A 15,119-nucleotide genomic window follows, 5' to 3' on the forward strand; every position below is an offset into this window, starting at 1 on the left:
GCGAGAGCTCGCCGCAACAGTTCGTCGCGGCAGGCTACACAGTTTTATCCCGAGGCCTCGCATCGACCGGCAGCGATGAACGTAGAACTGTTCGGAACTACTGTGAGGCTGGACGAAACCGCGGTGTCGGCGTCGCCGAGCGAACTCCGTCGACAACTCGCCGCCTACGAGTCCGGAGCGCGGCGGACGTTCGACCTCGACGTGCACCGACCCGACGGGTTCGTCGGCAACGTGATGGAAGCGATGGCCCAGATACCGTACGGCGAGACGCGCACCTATGGCGAACTCGCGGCGACGCTGGACACCGCCGCCGTCGCCGTCGGCGGCGCCTGCGGCCGCAACCCCGTCCCGCTCGTCGTTCCCTGTCACCGAGTCGTCGGCGCGGACTCCCTCGGCGGCTTCTCCGCCGGCGGCGACGACGGTCTCGCACTGAAACGGCGGCTGCTTGACCACGAGCGCGCGAACCGATAACGACCGAGATACGGCGCTAGCTATTAGCCGCCTCACCGTCTACTGTCAATTATGAGTGAAGAATCCGGACGGCGGAACCTCCGGATGCCCACGGACGACGAGCAGTTCGCGCTCGTGACGAACATGCAGGGGTACGGTCGCGTCAGACTCCGGTGCAACGACGGGGAAGAGCGGATGGGACGCATCCCCGGCCGGATGCGAAAGCGCATCTGGATTCGGGAAGGCGATATCGTCCTCGTCGAACCGTGGGACTGGCAGGACGAGAAAGCCGACATCGTCTGGCGCTACGACAATCAGGACGCCGAACAGCTCCGCGAAGAGGGTCACATCACCGTCGGGTGAGGCGACGGGCCGGCGTCCGTGCCGCGTTCGCTTCGTCCGTGCTTCGTCTCGTCTTCACTTCGCTTTCGCGTTTCCATCTTTCTTCGAGGAGAGAATCCCGCCGTAAACGGCGGGCGTGAATCCGACACCTCCTCCACAGACTGCATTCTGACGCTCATACGGATATTCAAGTAATCACGGGTCGTCGCATGACATACACCGAGGCGGTCTCACCGCCCACCTAAATGCACACTATCGGGACTCCGAGACCCAGACTGTTCGAGACACCCTCTCGAACCGATGTGGTGTCTCGGTCAAGATAACTCCGAGTCCCCTTGGCGGGGATAGGAGTAACGGCGGTGTGGCCCCGCCATCGGCCTGTCATGCCGACCGGTCGTCTACCAGCAAATATCCCAACCCAGCGGTGCGGACGTGGGAAGCCCCGTCGGTTACGACGGGGAGGAGATCACTCCGGCTGTCCGTCGGTCAGCTCGAACAGCCGTTCGTACTCCTCGGGCAGTTGCGCTCTCACGTCTTCCATCTCGCCCGCCGGAGCGACTTCGTCCACGAGCGCGACGATAGCCTGTGCGTGGAACGCGGCGTCCGCCGCGTCGTCGGGGTCGGTCATTCCCTCGCGCTCGGCGACCCGGTTGACGAACTCGTCGAAGCCGAAGCGCTGACCGGAGTCCGCTTCGAGCAGATACCGGTCTATCTCCATCGGCAGTGGGCCGGCGAGGTCCTCGGCCTCGCCTTCCTGCAGTCGCTCGCCGAGCGTGGTGAGCGTCGCCCGGACGGCGCGGACCGACTCGCCCGTGTTGGCTAGCTCGAGTCGATTCTGGACGTGACCGGTGAACTCGTCGAAGTTCATCTGTTGGCCTCCGTGGAGGCTAGCGGCAGCCGGTTCCATAAGTGTGGACCTGCACTATCGAATCCGCTGGTGACCGCGTGCGGGGCGTCTATCAGCCTGTAGATACAAGCACCACCTATCTCTGCGATCGGAACGTTCTCCCTCGTGCGATGGTTCGAGAGTTCACCGACGACGACCGGAACAAACGCGTCGTAACCGCCGAGGGTACCGAGGTCGGGACGATACGCGAGGTGAACGGCGACCGCGCGACGGTCGACCGTGACGGCGACGCGAGCCTCACGGAGAAGGTAAAAGACCTCCTCGGGTGGGGCGACGACGACTCGAACGAACTACGCACCGAACACATCGACGAGTACGACGAGGGTCGGGTCCGACTCCGACGCTCGCCGTAAGTCGGCGTCGAGTTCGTCGACCCGAGCGTTTTCTTCGCGCTATCGCCGCCGCACGGAGAACCGACTACGCCGCGGAGCGTCGCCGTCGAGCCGGTACGACGTGGCGTTCAGTCGTTCTCCGAGGTGTCGGGCAGTTCGGGGTCGCCCAACGGACGCTCCGAATTCCGGAGGGAGGCCGAGACGTCGCGGACGCCGATAGTGTCCAGAATCTGCCGGAGCGTCTGGCCGCGGTCGGCGCCGCGGGGTGCGTCGATGCAGGATAGGTGGACGAACGCGCTATAGATGTCGCCGCCGAGCGTGTTCGAGACCGAGAAGAGGCGCTGCTCGACGGCGAAGTCGCCGAGGCGAAGCTCGACGACCGGTTCTTCCTCGGCGAGGTCGCCGCCGCAGATGTCGCACGTGGGTTGGCCGTTGTTGTTCATGAGGCGAGAGAGTTATGCGGCGTAGCGACGAGAAAGTACGGAACGGTCCGTCTATCCGAGTGTGTCGGTGCCGGACGCGTTGTGTCGCTGCGAGGACGCGTTGTATCGACGCGTCCGCGTCGACGGCGACTCGGTGTCGTCACAGCGGCAGCGTCACCGCGTCCGCGTCGACCTCGAACAAAGATCACGTGCCGTCCGGCACTATCTCCCCTGGCGCTTCGCTCATGTACTCGTCCATCTTCCGCGCGAGCGCGAGCGCGAACTCCTCGTCGTTGACCGCGGCGTCCATCTCGATGAGTTCGATGTTCGAATCGAGAGCGTCGCGGACGGCGTCGAACAGCGCCTCGTCGGCGTCGGGGTCGTAGAAATCCTCGCCCTCTGCGTCGAGCATAGAGACGCCTTTGAGCGGCAGATACACCGCGACAGGTCCCGACGCGTCGTTCAGTTTGGTTGCAAGAATCTCGCCGAGTTCAGCCGTCTCCTCCGACGTCGTCCGCATCAGCGTCACCTGCGGGTTGTGTTGGTGGAACGTCCGGTCCTCGAACCGCTCGGGCACCGAATCGGGCGGGCCGAAGTTTACCATGTCGAGCGCCCCTACCGAGACGACGTGCGGGATTCCCATCTCGCCGGGCGCGTTGAGTCGGTCAGGTCCGGCGTTGAGCACGCCGCCGACGAGTTCGTCGGCCCACTCGGTCGTCGTCACGTCGAGCACGCCGTCGACGACGCCCTGCCGAACTAAACTCTCCATCGCTCGACCGCCGGAGCCGGTCGCGTGGAAGACGATGGTCTCGTAGCCGCGGTCTTCGAGGTACTCGCGGGCCGTCTGGACGCACGGCGTCGTGACGCCGAACATCGTGAGAGCGATGGTGGGCTTCTCCTCGACTTCGACGTCGGCGTCGCTGGCGACCATCCCGGCCGTCGCCAGCGCCGCGTTCGCGATGATGCGCCGCGAGAGTTGGTTCAGCCCCTCAATGTCGGCGACCGAGTACATCATCGTGACGTCTTTGAAGCCGACGTACGGTTCGACGTCGCCTGACGCCATCGTCGACACCATCAGCTTCGGAACCCCGACGGGGAGCGCGCGCATCGCCGTCGTCGCGACGGAGGTGTTGCCCGACCCGCCGAGTCCTAGAATGCCCTCCAAGGTGCCCTCCCCGTGAAGTCGCTCGGCGATGGCGGCGGCACCGCGACCCATCGCGTCCATCGCCTCGCCGCGGTCGCCGCCCTCTCGAAGCGACTGGAGGCTCGTACCGCCGGCCTCCGCGACCGCCTCCGCGGCGGTGTCCGGCGCGAACTCCGGGTCGCCCATCACGCCCACGTCGACGACGTGGACGTCGACGCCCTGCGCCTCGATGACGTCGCGGGCGAACGCGATCTCTTCGCCCTTCGTGTCGAGCGTTCCGACGACGACGACGCTCATGGTTTCGTCTCCCTCGCTTCGGCGGTCGATTCGAGTCCTCGATCCGACGGTGCGCCGTCGTTCGTGGACAGGTCGTCTCGAGCCATGCTACAGTTCTATCTCCTTGAACTCGCGGGCCTGGTTCTCGATTGCCTCCTCGGTCGGGAGGCGCTCGATGCTGGACGCGCCGAAGAAACCGACGACGCCCTCGGTGTTGTCGAGGACGTACGCCGCGTCGTCGGGCCACGCTATCGGGCCGCCGTGGCAGATGACCATCACCTCGTCGTCGACGTCCTTCGCCGCGTCGTGAATCGCTTGGACGCGCTCGGCGGCGGTGTCGAGGTCGAGCGACGTTTCGGCGCCGATGTCGCCGCTGGTCGTCAGCCCCATGTGGGCGACGACGACGTCGGCGCCCGCCTCGGCCATCTCGCGCGCTTGCTCGGTGTCGAAGACGTACGGACAGGTGAGCATCTCCTGCTCACTGGCCTCGCGGATCATCTCCACCTCCTTGTCGTAGCCCATGCCGGTCTCCTCGAGGTTCCGCCGGAACTGGCTGTCCTCGTCGATGAGACCGACCGTCGGGAAGTTCTGGACGCCCGAGAACCCGCGACGCTTCAAGTCCGCGACGAACACGTCCATCTGGCGGAACGGGTCCGTCCCGTTCACCCCCGCGAGGACCGGCGTCTCCTCGACGACCGGAAGGACTTCGTGACCCATCTCGACGACGATCTCGTTGGCGTCGCCGTACGGCAACAGTCCGGCCAGCGACCCGCGGCCGCCCATCCGATAGCGGCCGGAGTTGTAGATGATGAGCAGGTCGATGCCGCCGCGCTCGGCGAACTTCGCCGAGATACCGGTTCCGGCGCCCGCGCCGATTATCGCTCGGCCCTCCTCGACCGTCGCGCGGAGTGCGTCGAGCGATTCGTTGCGTGTGAATTGGTTTGGCATACCGTGGTAGAGTATGTCACTTACCGGTAAATAATGAGTGCCGTCCGACACCAACGTCGAATCGTGTCGGCTCAGTCGTACGAGTAGTGGAGTTCGACCGCTATCGTTCCGTTCTGTCGTTCCGTCGTGACCGACGCGCCGATCGGCCGTCGCGGCAGTTGGGTGTAGCTGTCGATGCGCACCGTCACCTCGTTGCTGGTGCGTAACTGTATCCACGATTCGACGGTCCCCTCCCGCACGTATCCAGGCGACTGCGCTCGCGGGAACGTGCCGGAGGCCGCACTGACGTTGTGCGGTATCCCCGAGATGCGCACGGTCGTGTCGTCAGGAGCCTCCGCGAGTTCCCCTTCGAGCGTGGTGAGCGTCAACCGATTCGTCTCGCCGGCAGTGTTCCACTCGTCGTAGTTGTGGACGAGCGGCGAGGTGACCGCGAGCGAGAGAACGAACACCGTAGCGATAACCGTCAGCGCCGCGCTCGCGTCCAGTTCGCGGGCGTCGAAGTCGACGTTTCGAGCACCGGTCACAAATACGACCGCAACAATTCCCATCGCCGGCGTGAGAAACAGGTAGCCGTTGCGCATCGTGTAGTCCGCGCTGATTAGAAACAGCGCGACAGGTGCCGCGAGCCAGACGGCGAAGAACGCGAGCGGTTGACCGACGCCCCCGTCGACGAGCGTCCGCTGACTCGGAAGCGCGCGGAGCGCGAATAGCGCACCCCCGACGAGGGTAGCGACGAAGGCGGCGCCGACGAGGGCGGAGTACGGAGTCGGATAGCCGAGAAGCACCGTCCCGAGACCAGCGCGGTCTGCGAGGACGGCGACGAACGGTAAACTGCCGAGACCGCCGGAGACCACCGCGAGCGCGATCGCGCCCGCCCGCTGTCTCGGGTGTCGGACGGCGAGACTGACGAGGGCGACGGCGAGGAGGCCGAGCACCGCGCCGACTGCGAGCGACGGGCCGCGTCCGACGCCTCCGAACGCCGCGGTGACGAGGTCTCTGGTGTAGGTGAGCGAGAGGACGTACTTCACGACGACGTCGACGGCGATTCCGAGCGACAGCGGCGGGCTCCTGTGATAGCCACCGAGTCCGCCCAGCACCGCGACTCTCACCCCCACGTAGACGACGGAGACGAGGACGAACGGGGCGAACGACCGGAGCGCGGTCCGAACAGCCCGGGCGACGTCGCGGCTCGAGGTGGTCCCTACACCGGCGAACTCGTCGAGGACGACCCACGCGAAGACGAGTCCGGGGAACAGAAGCGAGAGCTCCTTCGTCAGAACCGCGAGCGCGTACGCGCCGACGGACCCGGCGAGCAGCCAGCGGGAGTCACGTCGACGACCGCGGACGAGAAACAAGAGTGCCGAGAGCAGAAAGACGCTCATGAGCAGGCTGTGGCGGCGAGCCGTCGAGGGAACGACCTCTGCCGTGAGCGGATGGAGCGCCACGAGCAGACCAGCGAGTGTCCCGGTCTCCGAGTCGGTCACCGCGGCCACGACGAGCGCGGAGAGCGCCACCGCCACGCCGTGAATCACGAGGTTGGTGAGGTGGTAGCCGGTCGGATCGACCCCCCAGAGCGCGTAGTCGAGCGCGTGCGAGAGGCTCGCGACCGGCCGGTAGAACAGCGCGACCTTGGTGAACCGGGTTCCGGCCATCAGCGGTTGCGTGAATAGCTCTGCGACTCCCGCTACCGTAGATACCCGACTCGACGCGGTGAGGGTGATCGTGTCCGTCGCCACGAACCAGTAGCCGAGCGCCTCGACGTGCGCCAGTGCGGCGAGGGCGGCGACGCCGAGCAGAATCAATCGCTGCTTCATTCGGGGTATCGTGATAGTCAGCGTCCGTTCGAATAACTTCTCTGGCGGTTCTCACGGCGGGTAAACCCGCGTCCCTCAGCCGGGACGTTGGACTCGCCACGTGAACAGGCTCTCGGTGACGAAGTTGACGCCCATCCCGGCGACGATACCAACTCCGCTCGCGACTACCAGCCAGAGGTCGACGCTCTCGAACGTCAGGTCGACGAACAACACGTTGTAGACGACCGAGAAGACGAGCAGTTGGACGCCGACGCCGCCGGCGCGCACGAGGTGTGATCTGCCCAGTCGGCGAACCGATGCGCGGGTGCCGGCGACGCCCTCGCCGTCGAACGTCCAGTGTTCGTTAAGCAGGAACATGACAACGATGGCCGTCTCGATACCACCGAGTTTTGCGAGTTCGGCAGCGGCACCCGGAACGCCCAGCGCCGCTGCGAGCGTCGCTGCAATGCCTGACTGCGAGAGGAGCAACAGCACCGCGAAGTCGCAGACTGCGCCAACGGCGCCGACGGAGACGAACTGACCGAAGCGGGCGAGCGAGATCGCGGCGGCGAGACGCTCGCGGAGCGTGGACCGCTGGCTCATCTATCGCTGGACCCGACTCCGTCCCTGCGGTGCGTGCAGGCGCGACTCCGGCGCCGGTATTGGACGATCGTCCCGAGGTTCGTCTTTGAAGCGTACGTGACGAGCATGGCGTGACAGAGTAGCGTCTCGACCTTACGTTCTGTTCTTGCTTCTGTTCGCGGGTTCGATTCGACCGTTCGAGGGAACGCGGTACTGCCAGAACAGTCGAGCGAACCGCTCGGCGAACAGCGGGCCTTCGCGCAGAATCCGGAAACTGCTTTCACCTTCGTCTCTCCCCCGGAAGGAGACGGGCACCTCCGTGTACGTTCGGGCGTTCATGTGCGCGCGGATGGGGAGTTCGATGGTGATGTCGAAGCTCTCGGATTCGAGGTTCTCGACGCCGACGTCGTCGATGACCTCCGCGCGGTAGGCAGTGAAGATGTTCGTGACGTCCTCGGAGTCGATGCCGAACGCGACCTTCGCGGTGTTGTTCGTGAGCCTGTTGAGCACCAGTTTCAGCGGCGGATACCCCTCGACCGACCCCCCGGGAGCGAACCGAGAGCCGTAGGCGATGTCGTTGCCAGACTCGACCGCTTCGACGAGACGGAGCGCGTGCCGCGGGTCGTCGGAGAAGTCCGACATGATAGGGACGAGGATGTCGCCCTCCGCGGCGGCTAAGCCGGTTTTTATCGCGTTACCGAACCCGCCGTTGCCCTGCCGGTGGACGGGGGTCACCGCGGGTAGTTCGTCGGCGAGGGCGTCGGCGATTGCGGGGGTGTCACTCGGGTCCTCGTCGTTGACCACGAGAACGATCTCGAACTCGCGCGTCGCGTCGTCCTCCTCGAACGCGACGACGATCTCGGAAACCAGTTTTCGAACGTTCTCTTCTTCGCTGTACGCGGGTGTGATGATGCTCACGTCCATGATTTGGTGTTGACGGGTTTCGACCGAACGAGTTCGAACTCGAACGGCGGGTTCGACCGGAGCTGCGTTCGGCGGGCGTGCGATAGCCGCCGACCTCGAAACGGCGTGAATCTGTCGTCCGGTCGACGCTGCGACGTCCGCGAGAGGGTGACGCTCCGCTCTTGGGAGCGTACCTCAGTCTCGTGTCCAACCCGAACGTCCGGGAGACACTCAGTTCCGACCGACTCTACTGCACAGTAGCACGGCTGCCCTCTTATTCGTTGAGGCCGATGTTAAAATAAATTACAAGATGGTTCAGGAGATATTGTTCATCTGCTACTAGTACGAGGGCTGACTTCTCCTACGCTGGTTTCCGTCGGCCTCTCACCGGTGGAGTCGACTCGAGCGTCGAAAACGACGGGAGAACAGTATCGACGGCGATGACAACAGTTGGGAAAGGAGGTTAATCGCTCACTATCGAAGAGGTGGTGCGATAAGCGAGTACTTCTCAGGCGAACCGATTTGGTAAGTTCCGGGTAACTTCATGGGTTCCTGTAGAAGCGCCTCGTGATGAGTGACCGAGCGCTAATCACGGGCATCACCGGGCAGGACGGAAGCTATCTGGCCGAGCATCTTCTGCGCGAAGGGTACGAGGTGTACGGGCTCGCGCGGTGGACGAGCACGTCGAACGAGGACCGCATCGAGCACATCCGCGACGACCTGAACCTCCTGACGGGTGATTTGGCCGACCAGCCCTCGCTCGACCGGGCCGTCGAGGCGGCCGACCCCGACGAAGTGTACCACCTCGGCGCGCTCTCGTTCGTCCCCGAGAGCTTCACGCAACCGACGGTCACCTCGAACGTGACCGGACTGGGGACGACCCGAATGCTCGAAGCGATTCGAAAGTACGACCCGGAGATTCGATTCTATCAGGCGGGAACCAGCGAGATGTTCGGGAACGCCCCGGACGAGCGCCAGTCTATCGACACTGGGTTCTACCCGCGCAGCCCCTACGGCGTCTCAAAGCTCTACGCCCACTGGATGACGGTCAACTACCGGGAGGCCCACGGGATGTACGCGACCAACGGTATCTTGTTCAACCACGAGTCGCCGCGGCGCGGAACGCAGTTCGTCACGCGCAAGATAACGCGAGCGGCGGCCCGCATCGCCGTCGGCGAACAGGACGAACTTCGTCTCGGAAACCTCAACGCCAAGCGCGACTGGGGGCACGCCCGCGACTACGTGAAAGCGATGCATCTGATGCTCCAGCAGGACGAACCGGACGACTACGTCGTCGGAACCGGCGAACACCACACCGTGCGCGAGTGCGCGCAGATCGCCTTCGACGAGGTCGGCCTCGAGTGGGAGGAGTACGTCAAGGTCGACGAGAAGTTCTTCAGAGCCGCCGAAGTCGACGCGCTCCAAGCCGACCCCTCGCGGGCAAAACGGAAACTGGAATGGGAGCCGACGACGACGTTCGACGAGATGATTCGAGAGATGGTGCAGAAAGATCTCGCGGCCGTGCGGTCCGATGACTGAGTCCGTGCTGGTCACCGGCGGGTCGGGGTTCATCGGCCGTCACGTGCTCGAAGAACTCCGGGACGCGGGGTACGGTGTTGCCGCGTTGACCCATGCCTCGCCGCTGCCGGACCGCCCCGGATTCGAGGCGGTCGACGCCGTCGACGGCGACGTTACCCGGTTCGAGTCGCTGCCGTCGTTCGAGCCGTACGACGCCGTCGTCCACCTCGCGGGCGTCGTCTCCGTCGGCGACTCGCTCGAACGCCCCAGACGCACCTACGAGGTGAACACGACCGGAACGGTGAACGTGTTCGAGCGGGCGCGCGCGGACGACGTCGGCAGCGTCGTCTACGGCAGTAGCGCGGCCATCTACGGCATCCCCGACGAACTGCCGATAACCGAATCGCAGTCGGTCGAGCCGCTGCACCCCTACGCAGCGAGCAAACTCGCGGGCGAACAGGTGGCGAAAGCGACGGCGAACGCGTACGAACTCGACGTGGCGGTCGTCCGGCCGTTCACCACGTACGGTCCCGGACAGCGGTCCGACAACCTGATACCGCACGTCGTCTCCCAACTGCAATCGGGTGCGGACGTGCTTGAACTCGGGAATCTCTCGCCGACGAGGGACTTCGTCTACGTCCGCGACGTCGCGTCGGCGATTCGGACCGTCGTCGACAGCGATCGACAGGCGGCGGACGAGGGGACGACGGACGACTCGCCGACGGCCGCCGATTCGACGGCGGACGTCTACAACGTCGGGAGTGAGTCGGAGACGTCGGTGCGAGAGGTCGTCGAACGGCTTCGGAGCCTGATGGAAAGCGACGCCAGTATAGAGTCGACAAAGAAGCGAGACGAGCGGGTCGAAATCCCGCGGATGGTGGCGGACTGCAGTCGGTTGAAGCGTCTCGGGTGGCGGCCGGAGTTCGACCTCGAATCGGGGTTGGAACAAACGATCGCCCAGGAGGACTCACAGAAACATGAGTGAACTTGACGAGCGGATGGAACGCATCGCGGCGGAAGTCGAACGACACTTCAAGGAGCGACACAAGGAGTTTGTCCCGGGCGAGACGCCGATTCGGCTGAGTGAACCGACGTTCGGCAGCGAGGAGGTCGTCGAGGCCATCGAGTCACTGCTGTCGACATGGGTGACGATGGGCGACAAAGTCGAGCGGTTCGAGCGCGGGTGGGCCAACTACGTCGGCGCGGAGCACGCGACGATGGTCAACTCCGGGTCGTCCGCGAACCTGCTAGCGATGAAGACGCTCGCCGAGGACCGAATCGACCCCGGCGACGAAGTCGTCGTCCCGGCGGTGTCGTGGTCCACGAGCCTCTTTCCGATTCTCGACATCGACGCCGAACCGGTGCTCGTCGACGTCGACCCCGAGACGTACACGCTCGACGTCGACGAACTCGCCGAGGCGATAACCGACGACACGGCGGGCGTCGTCCCGGTCCACCTGCTCGGCAACCCCTGCGAGATGGACCCGATACTCGACCTCGCCGAGGACCACGACCTGGCGGTGATGGAGGACTGCTGCGAAGCCCACGGCGCGGAGTACCGGGGCCAGAAAGTCGGGACGTTCGGCGACCTCGGGACGTTCAGCTTCTTTTTCTCGCACCACATCTCGACCATCGAGGGCGGGATGGTCGTCACCGACGAACAGTCGTACCTCGACAGAACGCGGATGGCCCGAGCGCACGGGTGGGTTCGCGAACTCGACGACGAGTCGTTCTCGGCGGAGCACCCCGACATCGACGAGCGGTTCCTCTTCGCCTCGCAGGGGTACAATCTCCGACCCACCGACATCCAGGGCGCGTTCGGCATCCACCAACTGGAGAAACTGGAACCGTTCGTCGAGAAGCGTCGCGAGAACGCGGCGTACCTCAACGAGCGACTGGAGCGGTACGACGAGTACTTCGACGTGCTCCACGAGCGCGACGGGACGCGCTGTTCCTGGTTCGCCTATCCGCTTCTCGTCGAGGAGTCGGCGCCGTTCGGCCGGGACGACCTGCAAGAGCATCTCGAAGCGAACCGGATCGAGACGCGACCGATCCTCGCGGGCGACCTGACCCGGCAACCGGTGATGGAGCGAATCCCTCATCGTGTGGTCGGCGAGCTGGAGGGGTCAGAACACCTCCACTTCGATGGTCTGTTCGTCGGCAACCATCACGGACTCGACGAACCGCGGTTGGAGTACATCGCCGACACCGTCGAAACGTTCGTCGAAGAACACGACTAACGGGCGGCGTTCGGCAACCGTCGGTGTGAGGCATCGAGACGCCCGTTCCGATCGAGAAGGGACTCGCGGTACGCCTATGCGCTCAGCGACTCAACCGGAAACCGATGCGCACCGCAGCATTCACCGAACTCGTCGGTCCCGACGGCGTCGGCATCGTCGACGAACCGACCCCAGAACCGGGTCGAAAAGAGGCGGTCGTCGATGTCGAAGCCTGCGCGATAAACCGACACGACCTATGGATACTCGAAGGCGACTCCGCGATGGTCGACGCCGCGGACCTCCCGTTCGTCAGCGGACTCGACGTCGCCGGCGTCGTGGCGTCCGTCGGCGACGACGTGACTTCGGTCGAACCCGGCGACCGGGTCGTCCTCTGTCCGAACGAGACCTGCAGGACCTGTCGGTTCTGCCGCGAGGGCCCCGAGAACCTCTGTGAGAACTTCTCGCTGTACCACGGCGGACTCGCCGAATCCGCGCTCGTCTCGGCCGACCGCCTCGTCTCGCTGCCCGACTCGGTCGACGCGACGACCGCCGCGGCGCTCCCGACCGCCTACATGACCGCCTTCCACATGCTCCGACGCGCGAACGTTGGTCCCGGCGATCTGGTCTTCGTTCCAGGTACGACCGGAGGCGTCGGCGTCGCGAGCGTCCAACTCGTCGACGTGCTCGGCGCTCGGACCGTGGGTACGTCCTCGTCGGCAGCGAAACTCGACCAGTTGGAGGAGCTGGGTCTCGACTACATCGTCGAAGGGACCGACATCGAGGAGATTCGGGTGGCCGTTCGAGAGGTCGGGGCGCCGGATGCGGTGCTCAACCACCTCGGCGGACCGTACACCGAACTCGGATTGGACCTCCTGCGTCACGGGGGCCGGATGGTCGTCTGCGGTCGGACCGCCGGCAGCCGCTCCGAAATCGACGTTCCCGACCTGTTCCTCGGTCACAAGCACCTCATCGGCAGCACGATGGGGACACAACTCGACCTCGAACGGTTGGTCGATCTTGTCGCGGACGGGTCGCTTTCGCCCGAAATTCACGAGACGTACCCGCTCGAAGAAACGGGGGAAGCGTTCGCCGCGATGCAGGACCGTGAGCACGTCGGTAAAATCGTCGTAACGGCCTAAACGTGCGGGCAGAAGCGATAATCCGAAGAATCGTCTCCGACTTTCTGAACGCCGGCGCAGGTAATCGCTCTGAGCTTTTTACTGCACCAGACACCGTCCAGCACGCGTCGTTTCCCACTCGTCACAGACGAATACAGTCCGGAGAACACACTGTCGTTTTTGCCGTCTCCTCCTGTAACTTATCGACGTAGCCGTCGAAATTCTGAGAATAGCATGACGATCGATACTCCAGAATCACTCCGAGAGCACCTGCAGTGGGCGATTCAGGTCGAACTCTCGACTATCCCCGCGTACCTCTACGCAATGTATTCGATCGACGACGACGCCGCCGTCCCGTATCGGCTCATCCGGAGCGTCGTCGTCGAAGAGATGCTCCATACGGCCCTCGCAGCGAACGTGCTCACCGCCGTCGGCGGTGAGCCGCGGTTCTACGACGAGGACGTCGTCCCGTCGTATCCGATGGCGCTGCCTCACCATCGGCCCGAGATCGTCGTCAACTTAGAGCGGGCCTCCCCGGAGGTGATCGAGCGGGTGTTCGTGACGATCGAGCGACCCAGAGCGGTCGGCGGGCTACCGGAAGACGACGACTACGAGACGATCGAGCAGTTCTACATGGCCGTCGAGGACGCCATCGAACGCCTCGACACCAAGGCGGGGTTGTTCGAGGCAGACCGGACCGACTGTCAGATGACAAAGTCGGACTACTACGCTCCCGTGGAGTACGATTTCGAGGAGAGCGGCGGACTCCATCCGGTTGTCGACCGGGAGACGGCCACCCGCGCGGTCGAGACGATCGTTCACCAGGGCGAGGGGTACCGGGACGCCGAGTACGCGGATCCCGACCACCACGAGCAGACGCACTACTACAAGTTCAAGCAGATCGCCGACGGGATGCATCCGCTCGGCGAGACGCGCCCGGTGCCGACTAACCCCCGCTTCGCCGAGTACCCCGAGCATCTCCGTCCGGCCGCGGATCTGTTCAACGCCTGCTACTCGTACCTCTACGTCCTGTTGGACGGGCTGTACTCCCCCGTCGATCCCGAGACGAAGGACGACCTCGTCCTCGAACTGTACGGCGTGATGATGGCGGCGATGCGGCCGTTGGCTCGGTGGCTGACGCGACAACCCCTCGACGACGGCGGGGCCGAACACGCCGCGCCGACCTTCGAGTTCTACCGCTTCGACGGAGACCCGACGGAGGAGCTACACCGACTCGCGGACAAAGTCACGGACCGAAATCCGGAACTCGCCCACGTCCGCGGCGCGCTCGTCCAGCTCCGGGGCGTCAGTCGGTGAGCAGATCGCTCGAAAACGTCACTCGCCCTCGGTCGAGAAGCCGATTCGGGCGTGGGTCCCGTCGCAGAAGGGTTTCTCCTCCGAGTGTCCACACCGGCAGAGCCAGACATCCGTTCCGCGGAACATCGACCCGTCGTCCTCCCCTCTCATCTCGAACGGCCCGCTGACGCGGAGCGGACCGTTCGACGTCGGCACGACGGAGAGTCGGCCTTCGCCCGTCCTCGCTTCGGTCCCGGCGTCGTCTGTGGCGTCGTCCGCGACGGTTCCCGGCGCCTCGAACTCGATTTCGAGGTGGGAGTTGTCGCAGAGCGGCTTGTTGCCCGAGGCACCGCACCGACACAGCGCGACCCGAGTGTCTGCGAGCAGTTCCTCGCCGTCCGGCGTCTCGATCACGCTGTCGCCGTGGACGTAGTGCGGCCCGTCCGCAGTAACGGTGACGGTGTTCTCGTCGGGGACGGCTTCCTCGGGACCGTCGTCCGTCCGTTCGTAGTGGAGCGCTCCGGTGGGACACCGCTCGATCACCTCGGCGAGGTCGTCGACGTCCGCTTTGTCCGGTTCGATCCACGGACGTCGGTCCGGATCGAACACACTTGGCAGGCCGCGGACGCACTCTCTCGCGTGGATGCACCGCCGCACGTCGTAGCTGACCTCGATCCCTTCGCCGGTGTACTCGTAAATTTCCTCTTCCATCGCTCGTCTCTAGACGGTCAGGAGCTTCGTTAAGATTCCTGGCGCGGATGTGGTCGAGGACGAGGTTTCGGTGGTTCAACTACCGTCGTCTGTGGCCACGCGAACTGGCGGATCGTGAAGACTCGGAAGCCTCGAAGGGGAGAGAGGGATGCGCCGGC

Annotated in this window: 16 protein-coding genes; 8 read left to right on the top strand and 8 right to left on the bottom strand. The window is 64.8% G+C overall.

Annotated features, from left to right (window positions below; all coding sequences use genetic code 11):
• Positions 1-75: 75 nt before the first annotated feature.
• Both LAQ58_RS09340 and eif1A read left to right on the top strand, forming a co-directional pair.
• Positions 76-471 (top strand): methylated-DNA--[protein]-cysteine S-methyltransferase, encoded by a 396-nt coding sequence (locus LAQ58_RS09340; RefSeq protein ID WP_224447177.1) that lies wholly within the window; start codon positions 76-78, stop codon positions 469-471.
• 51 nt (positions 472-522) lie between these two features.
• Positions 523-813, top strand: coding sequence for a translation initiation factor eIF-1A (gene eif1A / locus LAQ58_RS09345; protein WP_224447178.1), 291 nt, complete (start codon positions 523-525; stop codon positions 811-813).
• Positions 814-1,258: 445 nt separating this feature from the next.
• Here the strand turns inward: eif1A and LAQ58_RS09350 are convergent, their stop codons facing one another.
• On the bottom strand, positions 1,259-1,660 hold the full coding sequence (locus LAQ58_RS09350) for a DUF2267 domain-containing protein (RefSeq protein ID WP_224447179.1): 402 nt from the start codon (positions 1,658-1,660) through the stop codon (positions 1,259-1,261).
• 149 nt (positions 1,661-1,809) lie between these two features.
• Between LAQ58_RS09350 and LAQ58_RS09355 the strand changes: the two genes are divergently transcribed.
• Positions 1,810-2,052, top strand: coding sequence for a hypothetical protein (locus tag LAQ58_RS09355; RefSeq protein WP_224447180.1), 243 nt, complete (start codon positions 1,810-1,812; stop codon positions 2,050-2,052).
• Positions 2,053-2,159: 107 nt separating this feature from the next.
• Here LAQ58_RS09355 and LAQ58_RS09360 read toward each other — a convergent pair whose 3' ends face one another.
• The 6 genes from LAQ58_RS09360 to LAQ58_RS09385 form a co-directional block, all read right to left on the bottom strand.
• A complete protein-coding gene (locus LAQ58_RS09360) occupies positions 2,160-2,474 on the bottom strand; it encodes a hypothetical protein (RefSeq protein WP_224447181.1) in 315 nt (104 codons plus the stop codon).
• Between the two features lie 184 nt (positions 2,475-2,658).
• Positions 2,659-3,894, bottom strand: coding sequence for a Tm-1-like ATP-binding domain-containing protein (locus tag LAQ58_RS09365; protein ID WP_224447182.1), 1,236 nt, complete (start codon positions 3,892-3,894; stop codon positions 2,659-2,661).
• An 87-nt stretch (positions 3,895-3,981) separates the two neighbouring features.
• Positions 3,982-4,821, bottom strand: coding sequence for a phosphoenolpyruvate hydrolase family protein (locus LAQ58_RS09370; protein ID WP_224447183.1), 840 nt, complete (start codon positions 4,819-4,821; stop codon positions 3,982-3,984).
• Positions 4,822-4,892: 71 nt separating this feature from the next.
• The gene (locus LAQ58_RS09375; RefSeq protein WP_224447184.1) at positions 4,893-6,635 is read right to left on the bottom strand and encodes a glycosyltransferase family 39 protein; all 1,743 of its coding nucleotides are present in this window, start codon (positions 6,633-6,635) and stop codon (positions 4,893-4,895) included.
• A gap of 75 nt (positions 6,636-6,710) precedes the next feature.
• A complete protein-coding gene (locus LAQ58_RS09380; RefSeq protein ID WP_224447185.1) occupies positions 6,711-7,217 on the bottom strand; it encodes a GtrA family protein in 507 nt (168 codons plus the stop codon).
• Between the two features lie 132 nt (positions 7,218-7,349).
• On the bottom strand, positions 7,350-8,120 hold the full coding sequence (locus LAQ58_RS09385; RefSeq protein ID WP_224447186.1) for a glycosyltransferase family 2 protein: 771 nt from the start codon (positions 8,118-8,120) through the stop codon (positions 7,350-7,352).
• 549 nt (positions 8,121-8,669) lie between these two features.
• Here LAQ58_RS09385 and gmd point away from each other — a divergent pair.
• From gmd to LAQ58_RS09410, 5 genes are all read left to right on the top strand, one after another.
• Positions 8,670-9,638, top strand: coding sequence for a GDP-mannose 4,6-dehydratase (gmd, locus tag LAQ58_RS09390; RefSeq protein ID WP_224447187.1), 969 nt, complete (start codon positions 8,670-8,672; stop codon positions 9,636-9,638).
• Positions 9,631-10,602: an NAD-dependent epimerase/dehydratase family protein gene (locus LAQ58_RS09395; protein ID WP_224447188.1), complete on the top strand. Its 972-nt coding sequence runs from the start codon at positions 9,631-9,633 to the stop codon at positions 10,600-10,602. Before gmd ends, LAQ58_RS09395 begins: the two co-directional genes overlap by 8 nt.
• Positions 10,595-11,857 (top strand): DegT/DnrJ/EryC1/StrS family aminotransferase, encoded by a 1,263-nt coding sequence (locus LAQ58_RS09400; RefSeq protein ID WP_224447189.1) that lies wholly within the window; start codon positions 10,595-10,597, stop codon positions 11,855-11,857. The genes LAQ58_RS09395 and LAQ58_RS09400 overlap by 8 nt, the downstream gene beginning before the upstream one ends.
• 104 nt (positions 11,858-11,961) lie before the next feature.
• Entirely contained in the window at positions 11,962-12,975 is a 1,014-nt protein-coding gene (locus LAQ58_RS09405; protein ID WP_224447190.1) for an alcohol dehydrogenase catalytic domain-containing protein, read from the top strand.
• 213 nt (positions 12,976-13,188) lie between these two features.
• Positions 13,189-14,271, top strand: coding sequence for a ferritin-like domain-containing protein (locus LAQ58_RS09410; RefSeq protein WP_224447191.1), 1,083 nt, complete (start codon positions 13,189-13,191; stop codon positions 14,269-14,271).
• A gap of 18 nt (positions 14,272-14,289) precedes the next feature.
• On the opposite strand, the gene LAQ58_RS09415 is transcribed toward LAQ58_RS09410, so the two are convergent.
• Entirely contained in the window at positions 14,290-14,961 is a 672-nt protein-coding gene (locus LAQ58_RS09415; protein WP_224447192.1) for a CDGSH iron-sulfur domain-containing protein, read from the bottom strand.
• Between the last annotated feature and the right edge of the window lie 158 nt (positions 14,962-15,119).

Source organism: Haloprofundus salilacus, assembly GCF_020150815.1.
Classification (GTDB): Archaea; Halobacteriota; Halobacteria; order Halobacteriales; family Haloferacaceae; genus Haloprofundus; species Haloprofundus salilacus.